General features: G+C 38.0%; 21 protein-coding genes and 1 riboswitch. Of the genes, 5 read left to right on the forward strand and 16 right to left on the reverse strand.

The window, feature by feature from the left end; genetic code table 11:
• Nucleotides 1-246: 246 nt before the first annotated feature.
• Nucleotides 247-348, forward strand: a riboswitch (purine riboswitch).
• Between the two features lie 174 nt (nt 349-522).
• The 3 genes from OR571_RS10045 to OR571_RS10055 all read left to right on the forward strand — a co-directional run bounded on the left by OR571_RS10045 (nt 523) and on the right by OR571_RS10055 (nt 3,442).
• Complete coding sequence (locus tag OR571_RS10045; protein WP_282242662.1) at nt 523-1,461, forward strand: nucleoside hydrolase; 939 nt, start codon at nt 523-525, stop codon at nt 1,459-1,461.
• 59 nt (nt 1,462-1,520) lie between these two features.
• A complete protein-coding gene (locus OR571_RS10050; protein ID WP_282242663.1) occupies nt 1,521-2,777 on the forward strand; it encodes a nucleoside permease in 1,257 nt (418 codons plus the stop codon).
• A 224-nt stretch (nt 2,778-3,001) separates the two neighbouring features.
• A complete protein-coding gene (locus OR571_RS10055) occupies nt 3,002-3,442 on the forward strand; it encodes a peptidylprolyl isomerase (protein WP_093270855.1) in 441 nt (146 codons plus the stop codon).
• A 311-nt stretch (nt 3,443-3,753) separates the two neighbouring features.
• On the opposite strand, the gene OR571_RS10060 is transcribed toward OR571_RS10055, so the two are convergent.
• The 9 genes from OR571_RS10060 to OR571_RS10100 form a co-directional block, all read right to left on the reverse strand.
• Nucleotides 3,754-3,987 carry a hypothetical protein gene (locus OR571_RS10060; protein ID WP_142538930.1) on the reverse strand — a complete coding sequence of 78 codons (234 nt, stop codon included), beginning with the start codon at nt 3,985-3,987 and terminating at the stop codon, nt 3,754-3,756.
• Nucleotides 3,984-4,304: a YbjQ family protein gene (locus OR571_RS10065; RefSeq protein ID WP_142538929.1), complete on the reverse strand. Its 321-nt coding sequence runs from the start codon at nt 4,302-4,304 to the stop codon at nt 3,984-3,986. The genes OR571_RS10060 and OR571_RS10065 overlap by 4 nt, the downstream gene beginning before the upstream one ends.
• Nucleotides 4,305-4,364: 60 nt before the next feature.
• Entirely contained in the window at nt 4,365-5,471 is a 1,107-nt protein-coding gene (locus tag OR571_RS10070) for a DUF1648 domain-containing protein (RefSeq protein WP_282242664.1), read from the reverse strand.
• On the reverse strand, nt 5,468-5,857 hold the full coding sequence (locus OR571_RS10075; protein ID WP_282242665.1) for a GntR family transcriptional regulator: 390 nt from the start codon (nt 5,855-5,857) through the stop codon (nt 5,468-5,470). Before OR571_RS10075 ends, OR571_RS10070 begins: the two co-directional genes overlap by 4 nt.
• A gap of 365 nt (nt 5,858-6,222) precedes the next feature.
• On the reverse strand, nt 6,223-6,912 hold the full coding sequence (locus tag OR571_RS10080; protein WP_282242666.1) for an N-acetylmuramoyl-L-alanine amidase family protein: 690 nt from the start codon (nt 6,910-6,912) through the stop codon (nt 6,223-6,225).
• A gap of 107 nt (nt 6,913-7,019) precedes the next feature.
• Complete coding sequence (locus OR571_RS10085) at nt 7,020-7,289, reverse strand: phage holin (protein ID WP_282242667.1); 270 nt, start codon at nt 7,287-7,289, stop codon at nt 7,020-7,022.
• Nucleotides 7,286-7,579, reverse strand: a complete 294-nt coding sequence (locus tag OR571_RS10090) for a hypothetical protein (RefSeq protein ID WP_142538924.1) — start codon at nt 7,577-7,579, stop codon at nt 7,286-7,288. Before OR571_RS10090 ends, OR571_RS10085 begins: the two co-directional genes overlap by 4 nt.
• A gap of 73 nt (nt 7,580-7,652) precedes the next feature.
• On the reverse strand, nt 7,653-8,129 hold the full coding sequence (locus tag OR571_RS10095) for a sigma-70 family RNA polymerase sigma factor (protein WP_282242668.1): 477 nt from the start codon (nt 8,127-8,129) through the stop codon (nt 7,653-7,655).
• Nucleotides 8,130-8,256: 127 nt separating this feature from the next.
• A complete protein-coding gene (locus OR571_RS10100) occupies nt 8,257-8,454 on the reverse strand; it encodes an XtrA/YqaO family protein (protein WP_282242669.1) in 198 nt (65 codons plus the stop codon).
• 203 nt (nt 8,455-8,657) lie between these two features.
• On the opposite strand from OR571_RS10100, the gene OR571_RS10105 reads away from it, so the two are divergent.
• Nucleotides 8,658-8,999: a helix-turn-helix domain-containing protein gene (locus OR571_RS10105; RefSeq protein WP_282242670.1), complete on the forward strand. Its 342-nt coding sequence runs from the start codon at nt 8,658-8,660 to the stop codon at nt 8,997-8,999.
• Nucleotides 9,000-9,012: 13 nt separating this feature from the next.
• Nucleotides 9,013-9,471 carry an ImmA/IrrE family metallo-endopeptidase gene (locus tag OR571_RS10110; protein WP_282242671.1) on the forward strand — a complete coding sequence of 153 codons (459 nt, stop codon included), beginning with the start codon at nt 9,013-9,015 and terminating at the stop codon, nt 9,469-9,471.
• 87 nt (nt 9,472-9,558) lie between these two features.
• Here OR571_RS10110 and OR571_RS10115 read toward each other — a convergent pair whose 3' ends face one another.
• The 7 genes from OR571_RS10115 to OR571_RS10145 form a co-directional block, all read right to left on the reverse strand.
• The gene (locus OR571_RS10115; RefSeq protein WP_282242672.1) at nt 9,559-10,860 is read right to left on the reverse strand and encodes a D-serine ammonia-lyase; all 1,302 of its coding nucleotides are present in this window, start codon (nt 10,858-10,860) and stop codon (nt 9,559-9,561) included.
• 19 nt (nt 10,861-10,879) lie between these two features.
• A complete protein-coding gene (locus tag OR571_RS10120; RefSeq protein WP_282242673.1) occupies nt 10,880-11,323 on the reverse strand; it encodes a GNAT family N-acetyltransferase in 444 nt (147 codons plus the stop codon).
• A 1,076-nt stretch (nt 11,324-12,399) separates the two neighbouring features.
• On the reverse strand, nt 12,400-13,356 hold the full coding sequence (gene trhO / locus OR571_RS10125; RefSeq protein ID WP_282242674.1) for an oxygen-dependent tRNA uridine(34) hydroxylase TrhO: 957 nt from the start codon (nt 13,354-13,356) through the stop codon (nt 12,400-12,402).
• Between the two features lie 89 nt (nt 13,357-13,445).
• A complete protein-coding gene (locus OR571_RS10130) occupies nt 13,446-13,892 on the reverse strand; it encodes a YaiI/YqxD family protein (RefSeq protein WP_282242675.1) in 447 nt (148 codons plus the stop codon).
• A gap of 96 nt (nt 13,893-13,988) precedes the next feature.
• Nucleotides 13,989-15,074 (reverse strand): ABC transporter substrate-binding protein, encoded by a 1,086-nt coding sequence (locus OR571_RS10135; protein WP_282242676.1) that lies wholly within the window; start codon nt 15,072-15,074, stop codon nt 13,989-13,991.
• 12 nt (nt 15,075-15,086) lie between these two features.
• Nucleotides 15,087-15,866, reverse strand: coding sequence for an ABC transporter ATP-binding protein (locus OR571_RS10140; RefSeq protein ID WP_282242677.1), 780 nt, complete (start codon nt 15,864-15,866; stop codon nt 15,087-15,089).
• 4 nt (nt 15,867-15,870) lie between these two features.
• The gene (locus OR571_RS10145) at nt 15,871-16,692 is read right to left on the reverse strand and encodes an ABC transporter permease (RefSeq protein WP_282242678.1); all 822 of its coding nucleotides are present in this window, start codon (nt 16,690-16,692) and stop codon (nt 15,871-15,873) included.
• Nucleotides 16,693-16,821: the final 129 nt, after the last annotated feature.

Consider the following 16,821-nt stretch of genomic DNA (forward strand, 5'->3'; position numbering starts at 1 on the left):
AAAAGACGTAAATAATTTATCTATTACAAAAACCGAATAATTATCAATTTATCAAGCAATTCAAATATAAAATCCGAACTATTCCGAAACAATAAATTAGAGTTTCGTAGGATAGTTCGGATTTTTTTATTCACTAAAAAAATTGCTAGATCGATCTCTATCAATTATTATTCTATTAATAATTTTATTTGTATAAAATTGGAACAGAATTTTTATTGACTAAACCATATGTAATAGTTATTATAAAAAAACAATGTCGAATTATGTCGTATAATGTTGGGGATATGGCCCAAAAGTTTCTACCAAGCCACCGTAAAGGGCTTGACTACGAGTTAATTGTAAGATGGAGGAAGGATTCAATCCTTTTTTCATATTTACATATACCTAGTCAACGCTCCGGTAGAAATCGGAGCGTTTTTTTCGTTTAGGAAATAATTCTTTTCTTGATTGTCATCATAAAACACGAAACGATATACCAGGCATTTTATAAAGCAAAATTTAATAGGAGAGGATCGATAGATAATGAAAAAAAATATTTACTTTAATCATGATGGAGGCGTCGATGATCTTGTTTCGTTGTTTTTATTAATGCAAATGGACAACGTTGAGCTGACTGGTGTATCTGTCATTCCAGCCGATTGTTATTTAGAACCTGCAATGTTTGCAAGCCGTAAAATCATTGATCGCTTTGGAAACGGTAGGCTTGATGTGGCTGAATCAAATTCTCGCGGGAAAAATCCATTTCCAAAAGATTGGCGTTTGCATGCTTTCTTCGTAGATGCTCTACCGATTTTAAATGAATCCGGTAAGATTGACACACCTGTAGCAGAGAAAACAGCACATCTTCATATAATAGATGCCATCCATGCATCGACCGAAAAAACAACACTTCTATTCACTGGCCCACTTACTGATCTTGCTCGCGCATTAGATGAAGATCCTTCAATTGAAGAAAAAATTGAACGACTCGTTTGGATGGGCGGAACATTTCGTGAAACAGGAAATGTGGAAGAGCCCGAACATGATGGTACAGCAGAATGGAATGTGTTCTGGGATCCCGAGGCAGCAGGTCGTGTATGGGATAGCGGCATAGAAATTGATTTAGTGGCTCTTGAAAGTACAAGCCAGGTACCACTTACAGAAGATATAAGAAAACGTTGGGCATCTGAACGTAAATATTTAGGCGTTGATTTTCTTGGTCAATGTTATGCGATGTGCCCGCCATTAGTTCATTTTACAACTAATTCAACATACTTCTTGTGGGATGTTTTGACTACAGCGTTCGTCGGTAATCCTGATCTTGTAAAAGTGAAAAGAGTTAATAGTATCGTTCATACAAATGGACCTAGTCAAGGCCGTACAGAAGAAACAGCTAACGGTCGTCCTGTAAATGTGGTTTATGACGTTAATCGCGATGCTTTCTTCGATTATATTACTCAGTTAGCAAAAAAAGTAAACTAAATTAAATATCCGGTGAACTTATAACAAGATAGGCGCCGTAGGTAAAGCAGGAGGAAGAAATGACAATTAAATCGCGCCTTAAAATAATGATTTTTCTACAGTTTTTCGTTTGGGGTTCTTGGCTCGTAACACTTGGATCTTATATGTTCAATACTTTGCATTTTACCGGCTCAGAGGTTGGACTCGTTTATAGCTCCATCGGGCTCGCTTCTCTCATTATGCCAAGTCTTATAGGGGTTATTGCCGACCGCTTTGTAAAGGCAAATAAATTATATGGAATTCTCCACTTTTTAGGGGCTATTTGTTTATTTATTGCTGCGAAAGTTTCAGATCCTACTCTTTTGTTTTGGGTAATGCTTTTTAACGCAATGGTCTACATGCCGACCATTTCTTTAGGATATACCATTTCATATTTTGGTCTTGAAAAAGAAGGACATGATACAACAAAAACATTCCCTTCCGTTCGCGTATATGGAACTGTTAGCTTTATCCTTGCTTTATGGACAATTAGTCTTTTTGGATTTGAGTTAAGCAATATGCAGCTATACATTGGATCGGGAGCAGCTCTTTTACTTGCGCTGTTTTCACTTGCACTACCTGATTGTCCAACATCAACTGCCAAAAAGAATGCATCTCTAGTCAGTCGTTTAGGACTCGATGCGCTCGTACTGTTTAAACAAAAGAAAATGGCAGTGTTTTTCCTTTTTGCTATGCTGCTAGGTGCAGCCTTGCAAATTAACACCACTTTCGCTGATCCATTTATACATGACTTTGCATTAAATCCTAGCTTTAAAGATAGTCTTGCGGTTAAGTACCCAGCCATACTATTATCCATTGGACAAATTTCAGAGGTAGTATTTATTCTAGCCATTCCATTTTTCTTACGCAGATTTGGAATTAAGACGGTTATCCTATTAAGTATGGTAGCATGGACATTGCGCTTTGTTCTCTTCGCTTTTGGTGAACCATCCGGCTTAGGATTCAGCTTATTACTATTATCCATGATTGTGTATGGTGCTGCTTTTGACTTCTTTAATATATCCGGATCCATTTTTGTAGAGAAAGAAGTAGATAGTAGCATTCGCGGTAGCGCACAAGGCTTATTCATGACAATGGTAAACGGACTTGGCACCTATTTGGGCGCAATCATTAGTGGAAGAATTGTAGATTATTTCACTGTGGACGGCGTAAAAGATTGGCAAAACATTTGGTTAATCTTTGGTTCCTATACAATCATTCTTGCCATTATTTTTGCCGTTAGCTTTAGATACAAACATGATCGAGATGCAATGAAAGATATAGATAAAATTGCTTGATAAGTGAAAACTAAAATCCAACTCTTTACGTCCGGTGCCAGGTTTATTGGTGCCGGATTTTCTCTTTAAACAATGCCGTTAATTAATTTTATTAATAATTCCAGCCACTTTTTTAAGATGAAATGCTATACATGTTGATTTCTTGTAGAGGAGCTGGGTTTGGAAAATGCTTTGTGCTCGTGCTATACTGATGAAGGATTTATTATGAAAAAGGAGTGTTTTGAATGGCGAAAAAAGGTTATTTTTTAATGGACACTGGCGAAAAAATCGAATTTGATTTATTCCCAAATGAAGCACCAAACACAGTTGCAAACTTTGAAGAGCTAGCAAACAGCGGATTTTATAACGGGGTTATTTTCCACCGTGTTATTCCTGGTTTTGTAAGCCAAGGTGGAGATCCGACTGGTACAGGTATGGGCGGTAGCGGCAAAACAATTAAATGTGAAACTGCTGGCAATCCACACAAACATGAAGCAGGTAGCCTATCTATGGCTCACGCTGGAAAAGATACAGGTTCAAGCCAGTTCTTTATCGTGCATGAACCACAACCACACTTAAACGGTGTTCACACTGTTTTCGGTAAAGTGACTAGCGGCCTTGAAGTAGCAACAGCTATGAAAAACGGCGCTAAAATGGAAAAAGTAGAAGTTTTTGACGCTGAATAATTAAAATAAGCAGCTACCTTTAGTTAGGTTAGCTGCTTTTTACTATGGTTAGAAAGTGTGGTGAAGATAATGACACCATTATTTACAGGCAACTGGCTTGGTATTATTTCTACTGTGTGTTGGATTTTATGCTTTTATTTCCTCTTAACCTTCATTGAAAATTTGCGTAAAGGTGATGAGCGGATTACAAAGCAATCTAAGATAGCTGCAATTATTTTTTTATCATTGGCCTTGTTGTTGCCGGCTGTGTTTAACTTTTATTTATTTGTACAGATGCATAGCTGAAGCGTTTCTTTTGGAGACGCTATTTTTCATTCTTTCTTATAAAAACGCTCACCTGTTGTGGGATTATAATATACTCTCGTTTTTTCACCTGTAACAGGGTCAAGATTGACCTCTTCTGTTCGCTCAAAGCCTTCTGCCACTTTTGTTCCATGATTGCGTCTAAACCGTTTGTCGTAAATAAAGTACCCAAGCAAAATAAAAGCTACAACGGCTATAATTTGCAATAAATATATACCTACTATAACGATGATTGCTGTCATAGTTTCTCTACAACAACTGCTGTTCCGTATGCCACAATCTCACTCATATTATTACCAATCTCGCCTGAATCATATCGCATCATAACGATAGCGTTCGCATTCATAAGATGTGCATTTTTTATCATTCGGTCCATCGCTTCTTTCCTTGAATCCTCTAGCATCGCGGTATATTGCTTGATCTCCCCACCAACTAAACCTTTAAGTCCTGCCATAATGTCTCCGCCAAGCCCTCTACTTCTTACAATTAGACCATATGCAGGTCCTTTAACTTCGACAATTTTATATCCTTCTATTTTTTCCGTTGTCACTACTAACATATAAATCGCTCCTTAATGTCGCAAATTTTTCTTACACCTAAATTATGAATCTATATAACGCTATAAACTAAATGCGATAACTATAATTAAAATAAGCGGTCCAAATAAAACAATCCAACTTATTGGTCTCCCAAAATTAAGTGTCCAACCAACACCAAACCGCTTTTCAACTAGAATGCTAGGATCATCTTTATTGATGTAAATGATTCCACCTTTCCAATATTTATCGTCATCGACTGCGATTTTATCTTCGAGACTCGGGCTATCCCCTTCTAACTTTAATCGTGAGCCACTCTGTCCAACCTTCACTACATAAATACCGACTCCCACAAAAGTTAGCACTAAAATAGTAAGTGGAAGTGCGAACATAACCCAGGCAGATCCTACCTCTGGGTGGATCGTTTGTAAATGAAAATAACCCATCATTAAAGTCATTGTTATTGTCATAAATAATGCGAACCAGCTGCTATATTTTCGGAATGCTAGTTGCTGTGACACAGACGATTTTTTATTGGCTGGATTGATCTTTGCTCCTGCAAACCTCATCCCTTCACTCATTAAAAGGAACATTCCTTGCATGACAAGTAAAATAAGTGGCATGGAGATAGCACTGAAATAGGTTTTCTCGCTAAATGCATCTGGTTGCCCAGAAGGACCCCAATGAGTAGGAATCATATCTGGCATTTGAGCGTATTTCATAAATGTGTAAATGATTAAGCCTACCGTAATAATCATTGGAATAATAAAGACAATTCGTGGTATTAGCTGAAGCTTCTCTTGAAATTGCAAGTCTACTACACGCACTTCCTTTTTCCCGGTCGTCCATCCTTGCACTTCTTTCAACCTTTTCACACGGACATGCATCACGAAATAATAACCTAACCCAATAAAGAGTATGCAAAATTGAACGCCAATACTAATAATCGATAGCACTTCTTCTGTCGGAGATTGAGTTAAAGCCCAAATTAGATAAGCTGCAAGCACAATAATTCCTACCGTTAAGACAACCGAAGTGTACCTTTTTTTATATGCTACGATAGTTGTTTCTTTTGTATATTGTTCTGGTATATATACTCCAAATGCTTCTGTTTGTTTTAGCAATTTCGGTGTGAATGCTTGTAGTATCGTGATAAAAAGTAAAATGAAGCCAAACAAAAAAACAATCATGATGTCCCCTCCTTAATGTTCTGCACGAGTTGCCTTACCATGACGACCATTTCTTCCTCTGACAGCTTTAACACTAACCCTTCCGCTATTAATGGGCGTATTTGTTCTGCTAATTTTTGTTGTTCTTGTGCTGTAGCTTTTGGTATTCCATTTGGTTGTATAATAACGCCTGATTTTGCGACGATTTGGATAAACTCTTTTTCCTCTAAGTAATGATAGGCTTTATTCACTGTATGCATATTCATACCTAAATCTGCGGCAAATGCACGAACTGATGGCAATGAGTTGCCTGGCTTTAACTCGCCTCTTGCAATTCCTTCAATAAGTTGCTGAGCTAGTTGTAAATAGATTGGAACGGATGAATTGGTTTGTATTTCTATGAACATGGTACTACCTCCTCTATTTACCTTTGTTCTACTTCTATTGTAACACATTTGTTATATATATGACAGAACAAAACATCATGTTAGGCGGTGCTACGTACATAATGGGAATAATGTGTCATGGTACGTTGAATAAAGTATCCGCTGAGATTTTTGCCTCAGAGAGAGAGCTGAGCTTCAACGCCGCTTAATTGTAACTTGGACGATCTCTTCTAATTGTTGGACAATCTCTCACCAAAGGTGGGCGATCTTCTTCGAAAACTGGACAATCAAGCTAAAGCTAATAGCGCTTCCTTAAGATATATTATCCCAATTGCCTAAAGCACAAAAAAGCCCTGCCCACGTATGTGAGCAAGGCTAGTCGTTCTTTATTTCACTCTCAATACTTGTCCAATATAGATGGTGTAATTGGCATCCAGCCCATTCCAGTCCTTAATCTGCTGGGCAGTGCTACCATACCTCTGACTTAAGGAATACACAGTGTCGCCACTCACTACAGTATGATAAACTGCGGTGCTTTTCTTTGGAAGATTAAAGCTTTTGACGATTCCATTTACATGACCTCGGGCAAGTGATTCAATAAAAGAGGACGTTTTCAATTTTGTCGCATCATTTACATTATCTATAAAACCATTCTCCGTTAAAATGGCTGGCATATTTGACTCACGTAACATGTGGAAGTTTTCTTGTTTTTTACCGCGATCATTAAAACTCACAAGCTTTAATATTTCTGCATGGATCGTATTTTGATAAGTTGTAGTAGGTACCCCTACCCCCGGGTAAACATAGTCCTCGTAGCCAGTCCCACCACCTGCATTAATATGAACCGACAGAAGGAAATCCGCTCCCCAAGCATTCGCTGCATTTGTACGTTGTGCTAATGTTAAAGATTGATCACCGGTGCGACTCATTAATACACTTACATTATTGTACTCAGCAATAAGTATATCTTTGACTCTAGTAGCAATTTGCAATGTTAGATTTTTCTCCAGCAAGCCATTTCCTGTTGCGCCTGGATCTGTTCCACCATGTCCTGCATCAATGAATACTTTTACCATCATTATCACCTCATATTAGTTTTGAATGCTAGAAGAGAATGCTTGTCCACTAATTTAAATATTACACAGCAATCACCACCTTAAAGAAAAAACTGTCTAGAGTCAGCTTATTTTGGTTTGATATACTTCATTGCGCTATTGCTATCGGCAAACTTACTTGTCGTAGGGTCTTGAATAATCCCCAGTGTCGCTAATAATCCGAAAACTACATTTACAAAAGCAAATATCCAGTCTTTCATCTCCTCTGTTACATGAAAATCGGTTAACCCTGCAGCATGAGTTCCTATTAAAAGTAATTCAGTTAATATCAATAGTTGAGCGACGAACCCTGTAATCCAAATCTTATTTTTAAAACGAACTTTCCAGTTAATCTTCATACTTGCTGAGCCTCCTGAATAATTTTGAGATTATCAATTCTTTTATGAGCCTGCATGGAGCTCTCCTCTACTCGTGCCACACGTTCGGCTAGTAAGTCCATTTGCTTTTCAATCGCCTTCAAATCGATTCGAATCGATTCCACACCATTCGTAATAGCATCTAGCTTCGTTTCCATAACTGCCGTTTTTGCGGCATCTGCTTTTACATCTTTGTCGCGGTTACGACCAAATGACAGTAATCCTATTAATAAACCTAAAACGGTGCAACCAATACCGATAAACGCCTCCATTTTGCACCTCCATCTATCTTAAGTTTTCAATAACTCTCTTCACTACTAGGTGGGTTTATACGTCAACCGTACGTCAAGAAACGAGTACTTTGACTTTTTCTTTGGCACGATCAATGTATTGTTGAATGGTTCTCTTCTTAAGATTCAGCTCCTCTGCAATCTCTGTCAGACTCATCCCATACGCCATATGCATTAAATAGCATTGTCTCTCTCTATGGGAAAGCTCTATTAAGATCGAAATAATCTTCTGTTTTTGTTCTTCGCTTAAACTAGTTTGCTCAGTTTCCAATTCAATCGTTGGAAATAAATCCATATCCAATAATGCACGGCGTTGATATATAGACCTTTTATCTGTTCCATGAAGATTTCCTGGTCTTCTTCCTTTTTTCATCCATTCCAATGCATAAGACATGTCATCTATCATGCTATTAATGATTTTGATATCTGCATTGTCTTTAGGATTCATTGGATCCAATCGTTCCTTTAGATGCTCCAGCTCTTTTCTATGGTAGGTATATTCTTTTATCAATTTTTCGGCCCAATTCAACATAGGAAACTCCTCCTTTTTTAATTGAAAATCCTATAAAAAAGAGGACAACAAAAGACCAGCAAGATGCTGAAATCGTTTGTTGTCCTCCAGATGACTGGTGGGACTATTATGATTGTTTATCCAATAATTAAAAATCCTCTCCCTCGTTCCATTTTACACGCACAACTTTTCCTTGATGTGTTTTAATCGTCGTATCAGCGAATGCTGGCAACTCTGTCATTTTTGCAGTATTTTTACTAATCACTACTATGCATGGATTCGGAATTTCTTTTGTGTTGAGATTGATATTGCCATTTGAATCTACTTCTACGTCTTTCATTCTCATACATATCTCACCTCATCGGTTCCGTAAACGGAACAATAATAGAACGTTAGTTCTTATTTAGGAATGAATCTATCATATAATTAATAGAAACCTCTGTCAACAGAAAAGTTCCCAAAACGGAACTAATTATTTTATTTTGTTGCATTTACGGAATTATTGAGTTAGAATTCTGACTATAGATAATATGTAAGGAGATTACAGCTGTGAAGAACTTCGGAACATTATTAAAAGAGCTAAGACTGAACAGAAAACTCACTATTGAACAATTAGCTGATTCTTTAAATTCAAAATTTGATAGCAGAATTAGTAAAAGCTCTATAAGTCGTTGGGAAAACGGCGAAGCCGATCCTAAGTTAGAATATGTGCGATTACTGGCAGATTTTTTTCAAGTTCCTGGTCAGTACTTCTTAGGAGAAGACTCAGAAAAAATCTTGGATAGCCAGAAAATCGTAACAATTGCAGCGCATATTGATGAAGATGTCACGGAGGAAGAAATGGAAGACATTAAGAAATATATTGAGTTTATTAAATCGCAACGCGGATAAATGAGGTGTATATATGACGTATGATCGACTAAAAATGGAGTACCCACATATTAAAATCATTGAAAAAGCCTTACCAAAAGGTCTCCCAGGTTTATATTATGATAACGTCATTGAAATTGATAAATTCAAAGATAAATATGAAAAGCATTGTATTTTAGCAGAAGAGCTTGGTCATTATGAGACGACCTATGGAGACATTACAGATTTAAGTGATATGAGAAGTATAAAAATAGAACAAATTGCTCGAAGATGGGGTTATGAAAAGATTGTTTCTTTGGATCAGCTAATTGATTGCTACGAAAAAGGACAAACAACACTGGAAGAAGTGTGTACAAACCTTGAAGTAACTCCCGAGTATTTAAAAAACGTAATCGATTATTATATTGAAAAATATGGTCTCTTTAAATTACACAGAGAATACAGGATTACCTTTGAGCCACTTAACATTAAGAGGATAGAAAAAGAAGATTGAATAAAGGAAAAGGATGAAAAGGATGACTTAAAGGCAATTCTACCTCTAAGTCATCCCTACCTTTAAAAAAGTAAATAAGAACACTTACTAATTAAGTAATCGTTTTCCTTTTTCGTAGTATACTTCTTTTACAGGCTCTGGAACCATTCCTCCACCAGTTGCCCAGGCAATATGTGTCGCATTGTTCAAAGCAACTCCATTGCTCGCTAGATGAATTGGTCCTGTCATTCCAGCAAGTGCAGATGGTTCTAAGTAAATTTGTTCTGTATCTGCAAGTAGTGCGAGCAGTGTATACATTTTTTCATCACTAATCGTATAACTTCCGCTTAATAGCTGCTCTAATGTTTTTCCGACAAATCCAGAAGGACGACCAACAGCTAAACCATCTGCGTCGGTTTTGTTGTCTAAGCCTATTTCATCTACCGCTATATCTTCATGTAATCCCGTCATCATTCCAAGCAGCATACACGGTGAATGAGTTGGTTCAGCAAAGTAGCAATGTACATGGTCACCGAACAAAAGTTTCAAGCCAAACGCTACCCCACCAGGTCCGCCACCAACACCACAAGGTAGATAGACAAACAAAGGATGTTTTTCATCTACTTTTTTCCCTTGCTGCTCCAATTGTTTTTTTAATCTACTCGCAGCCACCGCATAGCCCATAAATAGGTCTGTAGAATTTTCGTCGTCTATAAAGAAGCATGTAGGATCTTTTTCCGCTTGTTTTCTGCCTTCTTCCACAGCGATACTGTAGTCGGAATCATACTCGATGACCTCTACTCCTTTTTCTCTTAGCATATCTTTTTTCCATTGCTTCGCATCACTCGACATATGGACGGTCACGTGGAAACCAATTTTTGCGCTCATTATTCCAATACTTAGTCCAAGGTTACCTGTTGAGCCAACTGCAATAGAATATTTTGAGAAAAATTCTTGCATTTCTTTGTCTGCAAGAACAGCGTAATCGTCAGTTTCCTTTAGTAAACCTTCACGAATGGCAAGTGTCTCCGCAGTTTTCAAAACTTCGTAAATGCCCCCTCGTGCTTTAATAGAACCGGAAATCGGTAGATTACTATCGCATTTCAATAAAAGATCTCCGTTGAAATCTGTTTGAAGTAACTCTTTCATCGCAGTAGCCATTGCTGGAATCTCTACAAGTGGAGATTCAATAATGCCATTTGATTTCGCTGTTTCAGGAAAGGCAATTTGTAAGTAAGATGCAAATCGATCTAGGCGATCGCTTGCATCCTGTACCATTTCACTCGTTACAGATAGACTTTTCAAGGCGTCTTCTGTATTTGTCAAATTTGGATTAAACCAAATCACTTCTTCTGCTTTTTTCATTTTTCCAATTAAAGGAAATTGCTCGATCAAATTCTGTCTACTCATCGTTGTCTAACCCTTTCTACTATAAGCTATACACATGTGTTATATCAGGTGAACGTTCGTCAAACTGGAATCCATTGGCACGGTAAAATGCATCCGCTTTTGCTGATTCTGTTTTCGTTGTAATTTCATTGAACTGTCCTCTTGCATGGACGAAAAGCGCATGAAAAAGTTCACTTCCAATTCCTTTTCTGCGATAGGATGGTAATGTATAGGCTCTTTGTAGCCTGGCAGCTGAAGCATCCTTGCTCTTCGTATTTCGATTTAATCCTCCAATTGCAACGAGTTCTTCCCCATCCCATGCACCAAAAAGCGCCTCTCCTTGTTCGCTAAATCGATTCGTACCATCTTCATATTCAGAAGCAAGTCTCGATACGAAACGATATCCTTCTTTTTCGCTTTCTTTAATTAGTCTGGATACGTCTACTTCATTTAAATCAGAAATCTTTTTCACTTCGATTGCCATGTAAGTTCCCCCATTCCATTTTTTAAAAACGAATTCCTTACTAGTATTCAATATATGTAAGCAGTTTCCCTTTAAATTATTGAAAACAAAAGACATTATTACAGGTGTAAGATACTAGTGAAAATCCCTTAAGCAAGAATAAAAGCGCAAGCGCCTATGACTGCTGATAGACAAATGAAAATGAGCAGTAATATTGGATGTTGCACAGAATAAGGAAACTGCGCGGTAGTGAATTGAAGGAAGAGTCCGCTAAATTCCCGCTGCAGGACGTACGCTTTCCGCCGGCTTGGCTTCAGCCGCTTCCGCTCCAATCGATTAAGGCTAACGTTATCTAATTTGCATCACTGTTTAACAAATGTAACTTCTTCAAAGGTTTTCTAACTAATTAATTCCAATAAATGGTGTAACACGACATAATAGGCTGCGAACACGACAAAGTCATACTTGAACATGACAAAACTCAGGCCGAGCACGGCAAAGCCTAGCAAACGGAAGCTTTTTGAAAAGTAATCCTAATTAATGCCCTATTATTACTGCCTTCTCAATCCCAGTTAACTTGTTTTAGGAAAATTGGTTGCTCTCAAGGGTAATTTGGTTGCTGTTAGAATGCAACTAGTTGCTCTTAACATTCGTTTGGTTGCTTTCAGACTACAACTAGGTGCTTTCGACAACTGTTTGGTGCACTTAGCCACTTATTGGATTTGCATGGTCAAAAACTGTGGATGATTTCTTTAGTAAATCGATCATAAATAACCAGTGAATCAGAATCCATTTATAGCTCTGATAACTGCCTAGCTAAATTAGCAAGAAGTCTCCATTGATTGAAGCGGAAGGAGGCGACTCCTGCGGGAATCAAGCGGGACAGGTGAGACCCCGCAGTGGAGCGACAGCGACCGAGGAGGCTCACCGCCCGCCCCGCGGAAAGCGTCCTCCTGAAGCGAAAATTCTAGCGGTTACCTAATAAAATTTCTTTATGCGCAGTAGTTTCCCTATACTGATCGGCAAGCCATAAAACTTATAATTTTCTAGCCAATAAAAAATCCCGCATTGCTTGGGCAAGGCGAGACTTTGAGATTTTATACTGTTGCTTCAATAACAGCTAGTCTTTGTGCTACTTCTTCTTCGGAAAGATTATGTTCTACTTTGTAGCGGTTACGTGGGTGTACACGGCACTCGTGAGAGCAGCTACGAAGGTATTTGTGTTCGTTTTCTTCTGAGCAAAGAATTTTGTCATTACATTCTGGATTTGCACAGTTTACATAGCGTTCACATGGTTCACCAGTGAAATGGTCTTTCCCTACAATAACATGTTCTACTTGGTTGATCGGAACAGCGATACGCTCGTCAAATACGTACATTTGACCATCCCATAATTGACCGCGAACTTCTGGGTCTTTTGCGTATGTTGCAATTCCACCATGTAGTTGCGCAACATCTTCGAATCCTTCTCGCACTAACCAGCCCGAGAACTTTTCACAACGAATTCCACCTGTACAGTATGTTAAAACTTTTTTGCCTTCGAACATTTCTCTGTTCTCTAGCATCCATTCTGGAAGATCGCGGAAGTTGCGAATATCTGGACGAATTGCCCCGCGGAAGTGTCCTAGGTCAAATTCATAGTCATTACGAGCATCGATTACTACTGTATCTTCTGCTTGCATTTGTTCAAAAAACTCTTTTGGAGAAAGGTATTTTCCTGTTAATTCATTTGGATTGATATCATCTGCTAATCCTAAGTGAACGATTTCTCGTTTAGGACGAACATGCATTTTTTTAAACGCGTGTCCTTCTGTTTCATCTATTTTATACACCATGTCAGCAAAACGATTGTCTGCTTTCATCATGTTGATATATGCATCGGTTTGTTCAATTGTTCCCGAGCACGTGCCGTTAATACCTTCATCTGATACTAAAATACGCCCTTTTAACCCAATTTCTTTACAAGCAACAAGATGTTCTTGTGCGAATGTTACTGGATCTTCAATCGGGACATATTTATAGTAAAGTAATACTCTGTATGCATTTGTTTCCATTTTTTACTCCACCTTTTCTAATTTTGTCCACCGTACAGTATAACAAAATTAGAGTTGGTTGTTAACTATTACGATTGAATTCGCAACAGTCAGTCTTTCACTGCTACTTTACAAAGTTCTGTAAAGCTTCTTTCAAATTTTTCATTGTCTTCTTTTTGGCGTTTCCTTGGTCCTTTTAATCTTCCGCCAGCTTGCCTAATTTTTTTGGACATATGGCGACTATCTAATAACTGGTCAATATTTTCATGTGTATACCAACGTCCATTTTGATCGATTGCGAAGCCTTGTTTTGCTAATACCATTGCCGCAAGCCCGTAATCCTGTGTTACAACAATATCACCTTTTTTCACTCGATTCACTAGCACGAAGTCCACCGCATCAGCGCCTTTAGAGACCATTACCGTTTCTGCTCCATCTCTTTGCATATAGTGGGCAGTGTCACATAGTAATGTAACTTTTAAATTAAACTTTTTTGCTACCGCGATTGTCAAATCTACAACTGGACATCCATCTGCATCTACTAAAATACTCACCATTTTACGCACCTCACCCAAATGTCCTTTTTACCACATTGTATTACATATTTTCATGGAAAGCATAATGTAAGAAAAAAGCGCCCACTACCGGACGCTTTATCGTTCATATGCTCCTAATATTTCTACTGCTTTTTCTGTGATAGACGTATCAACGGCTTTATCAAAATCAACATCCCCACTTATTGCGCCATTTGCTTTATATGCATCATACTGCTTTAAGACATCATCTAAAAACATTTTACCATCTGGGTCCAGACCCGTTACAAATACTTTTTCCCATAATGCTGGATCTTTTAAAGCAGTATGCTTTGTCATAATATCAATTATTTCCTTTTTTCCTTCATCTTTAATGAAAGCATCGTTATAGTCACGTACCCCTTTTAAGTAAGCAGCCATAAAGCGTAATGACACATTTTTTTCGTCATTCATAAATTGAGGTGATCCTAGTACGAGAGCAATTTGTGATTCAGGAGCATAGTCTGTTGCATCTCCAAAACGAAGGTGTAAGTCATTTTCAATTCCTTGTGTGATAAGCGGTTCAATTTGTAGTGCGGCGTCAATCGAACCATTGTCTATTGCACCTAGCATACTACCAAAATCCCCTAGTAACACAAGCTCTACATCATCTTGTGTTAAACCAGCATGTTTTAACATTTCTAAGTAAATATATTCATCGATTGAATTTTTCGAAGAGATAGCAATACGTTTCCCTTTGAAATCTTTGTATTCTTTTATAACATCTTTCATATGATTACCTATTACAAATGTAAAGTACGATTTTCCTGGTACATTATGTCCTTTATCGGCAATTATTTTTACGTCGATTCCTTGGGCAATCGCATTAAAGAATGATGCAGTGGATACGCCACCCGCTATATCTACTTCACCAGATGCAAGCGTTGGAAGCATCTCATCACTATTTGCAAACTGGGCAAATTCTACTTCAATATTATAATCTTCGAAATATCCTTTTTCTTTTGCTATATAAAACCCGGCTCCAGATGCTGCACCATCTTCAGCGATCCGCACTTTCACTTTCTTATCAAGTGGAGCCAAATCTCCTGAAGGGTTATTTGTATTTACCTCATCGTCGAATACATCTTCGCTCTCTTTTTCTTTAGAACTACAAGCACCTAGTAAAAGCACTATGGATGCAAATAGTATGAACCAACGCTTTTTCACAAGCTTCCTCCCTTATCCTCTAGACCTTTGTACTTCTTGTTGTAAATGATTCCAAATAGCAATAAATTGCTCCGCCATCTCTGCATTTGCTCGCACTTGCTCCATCGTTCTCGGTCTTGGTATGGGGACCTTAATTTCATTGACGATTTTTCCGGGGTGCGCGCTCATTAATACAATCCGGTCGCTTAGCAGTAACGCTTCATCAATGCTATGCGTAATAAATAACACTGTTTTTTTCGTTTCGGACCAAATAGAAAGTAATTCTTCTTGTAAAATGAATTTGTTTTGTTCATCAAGTGCTGCAAATGGTTCATCCATTAGTAAAATTTCAGGGTCGTTTGCAAAAGCTCTCGCAATACTTATCCTTTGCTTCATGCCCCCTGATAGCTCATTCGGATAAAGCTTAGAAAAGTTTCTTAGACCCACTTTTTTCAAATATATATCCGTTTGCTTACGAATAAATTCCTTCGGTAAATGACGCATATTAAGCCCGAAAGCCACATTTTCTTCGACCGTCAACCAAGGAATAACTCCTTTTTCTTGGAAGACCATCGACTGCAAAGGGCGAAAATCAGAATCTGCTGCAATTGTAAATTGACCAGAACTTGGATGCTCCAGACCTGCAAGTATGCGTAATAGAGTTGTCTTTCCACAACCACTCGGTCCGACTAGACAAACAAATTCTCCTTCTTTTACTTCGAGAGATACATTTTTAAATGCTGTCACACTATTATTTTTCTTGTAAAACACCTTCGTTAAATCTTCAATAGAAATTTTCACATCATTACTCACCTATTCACCTCCATGGGACAATTTTCTTTTGCAGCCCACGTAGGAGAAGGGAAAATAGAAATCCAAAGAAGGAGATGAGTATTAAACCAACGAACATTTCTTTTAACATAAATGCTTTATAAGAGGTCCATATTAAATACCCGATTCCTGACGTGGCTCCCATCATTTCCGCAGCAACGATTGTAAGCAGTGCAATTGCCTGCCCCATTTGAATGCCTTCTAGCATGACAGGGAGTGCACCCGGAAATGCTATTTTGAAGAAAAAATCTTTCGGACTTGCCCCGTAATTTTTAGCAACGTCTAAATGCACTTTTTCTATACTGAGAACACCTGCAACGGTATTAATAACAACTGGGAAAAATACGCTTCCTGCAATCGTTACTATTTTAGAGAAGTCTCCTATTCCAAAGAAAATAATAATGATAGGCAGTAGTGCTAGCGTAGGTATTGGCATTAGCGCCATCACAATTGGGGATATAAAATGTCGAATTGGCGCATACAATCCCATCAGCAGGCCAATGACTACCCCTGGTATAACGCCGAGTAAAAATCCTGCTGCAATTCTATACAAAGATACGGAAACATGTGTCCATAAAAGTCCGTTCGTTGCCAGTTCGAAAAATGTAGATACAATGGCAGACGGCGGTGGGAAAAATCGAATATCTAAAATTCCCGTTCGAGAGCATATTTCCCAAATCAAAAGAATAAGAATAGGTGAAATAATTGTTAATAGTTGCTTGCTTCGCTCTTTTACTTGTTGCTTTTTCCATTCCTGTTGCTCGGTTTCGTAGGGATCGAATAGTCCGTTCCCTTTTTCATCGCGCATTTTTCACCACCTCTTCTCAAAATAATATGTCGTATGTCGGGAATGTGTGAAAGATGCGTAAAATACTAGCTAGAGCCTATTTTTAAAGAATATTTCAATTTGACAAAATACACATTATTTGGTAAGTTT

The organism is Psychrobacillus sp. NEAU-3TGS (assembly GCF_029955155.1).
Taxonomy (GTDB): domain Bacteria; phylum Bacillota; class Bacilli; order Bacillales_A; family Planococcaceae; genus Psychrobacillus.

What these genes read in the sequence shown, in the direction of transcription:
- OR571_RS10075 (WP_282242665.1), bottom strand. Translation starts at nt 5,857, where the DNA reads ATGTTCATAGAAATACAAACCAATTCATCCGTTCCAATCTATTTACAA.
- OR571_RS10050 (WP_282242663.1), top strand. Translation starts at nt 1,521, where the DNA reads ATGACAATTAAATCGCGCCTTAAAATAATGATTTTTCTACAGTTTTTC.
- OR571_RS10070 (WP_282242664.1), bottom strand. Translation starts at nt 5,471, where the DNA reads ATGATTGTTTTTTTGTTTGGCTTCATTTTACTTTTTATCACGATACTA.
- trhO (WP_282242674.1), bottom strand. Translation starts at nt 13,356, where the DNA reads ATGGAAACAAATGCATACAGAGTATTACTTTACTATAAATATGTCCCG.
- OR571_RS10065 (WP_142538929.1), bottom strand. Translation starts at nt 4,304, where the DNA reads ATGTTAGTAGTGACAACGGAAAAAATAGAAGGATATAAAATTGTCGAA.
- OR571_RS10115 (WP_282242672.1), bottom strand. Translation starts at nt 10,860, where the DNA reads ATGAGTAGACAGAATTTGATCGAGCAATTTCCTTTAATTGGAAAAATG.
- OR571_RS10145 (WP_282242678.1), bottom strand. Translation starts at nt 16,692, where the DNA reads ATGCGCGATGAAAAAGGGAACGGACTATTCGATCCCTACGAAACCGAG.
- OR571_RS10045 (WP_282242662.1), top strand. Translation starts at nt 523, where the DNA reads ATGAAAAAAAATATTTACTTTAATCATGATGGAGGCGTCGATGATCTT.
- OR571_RS10095 (WP_282242668.1), bottom strand. Translation starts at nt 8,129, where the DNA reads ATGTTGAATTGGGCCGAAAAATTGATAAAAGAATATACCTACCATAGA.
- OR571_RS10055 (WP_093270855.1), top strand. Translation starts at nt 3,002, where the DNA reads ATGGCGAAAAAAGGTTATTTTTTAATGGACACTGGCGAAAAAATCGAA.
- OR571_RS10120 (WP_282242673.1), bottom strand. Translation starts at nt 11,323, where the DNA reads ATGGCAATCGAAGTGAAAAAGATTTCTGATTTAAATGAAGTAGACGTA.
- OR571_RS10080 (WP_282242666.1), bottom strand. Translation starts at nt 6,912, where the DNA reads ATGGTAAAAGTATTCATTGATGCAGGACATGGTGGAACAGATCCAGGC.
- OR571_RS10060 (WP_142538930.1), bottom strand. Translation starts at nt 3,987, where the DNA reads ATGACAGCAATCATCGTTATAGTAGGTATATATTTATTGCAAATTATA.
- OR571_RS10090 (WP_142538924.1), bottom strand. Translation starts at nt 7,579, where the DNA reads ATGGAGGCGTTTATCGGTATTGGTTGCACCGTTTTAGGTTTATTAATA.
- OR571_RS10110 (WP_282242671.1), top strand. Translation starts at nt 9,013, where the DNA reads ATGACGTATGATCGACTAAAAATGGAGTACCCACATATTAAAATCATT.
- OR571_RS10100 (WP_282242669.1), bottom strand. Translation starts at nt 8,454, where the DNA reads ATGAGAATGAAAGACGTAGAAGTAGATTCAAATGGCAATATCAATCTC.
- OR571_RS10085 (WP_282242667.1), bottom strand. Translation starts at nt 7,289, where the DNA reads ATGAAGATTAACTGGAAAGTTCGTTTTAAAAATAAGATTTGGATTACA.
- OR571_RS10130 (WP_282242675.1), bottom strand. Translation starts at nt 13,892, where the DNA reads ATGGTGAGTATTTTAGTAGATGCAGATGGATGTCCAGTTGTAGATTTG.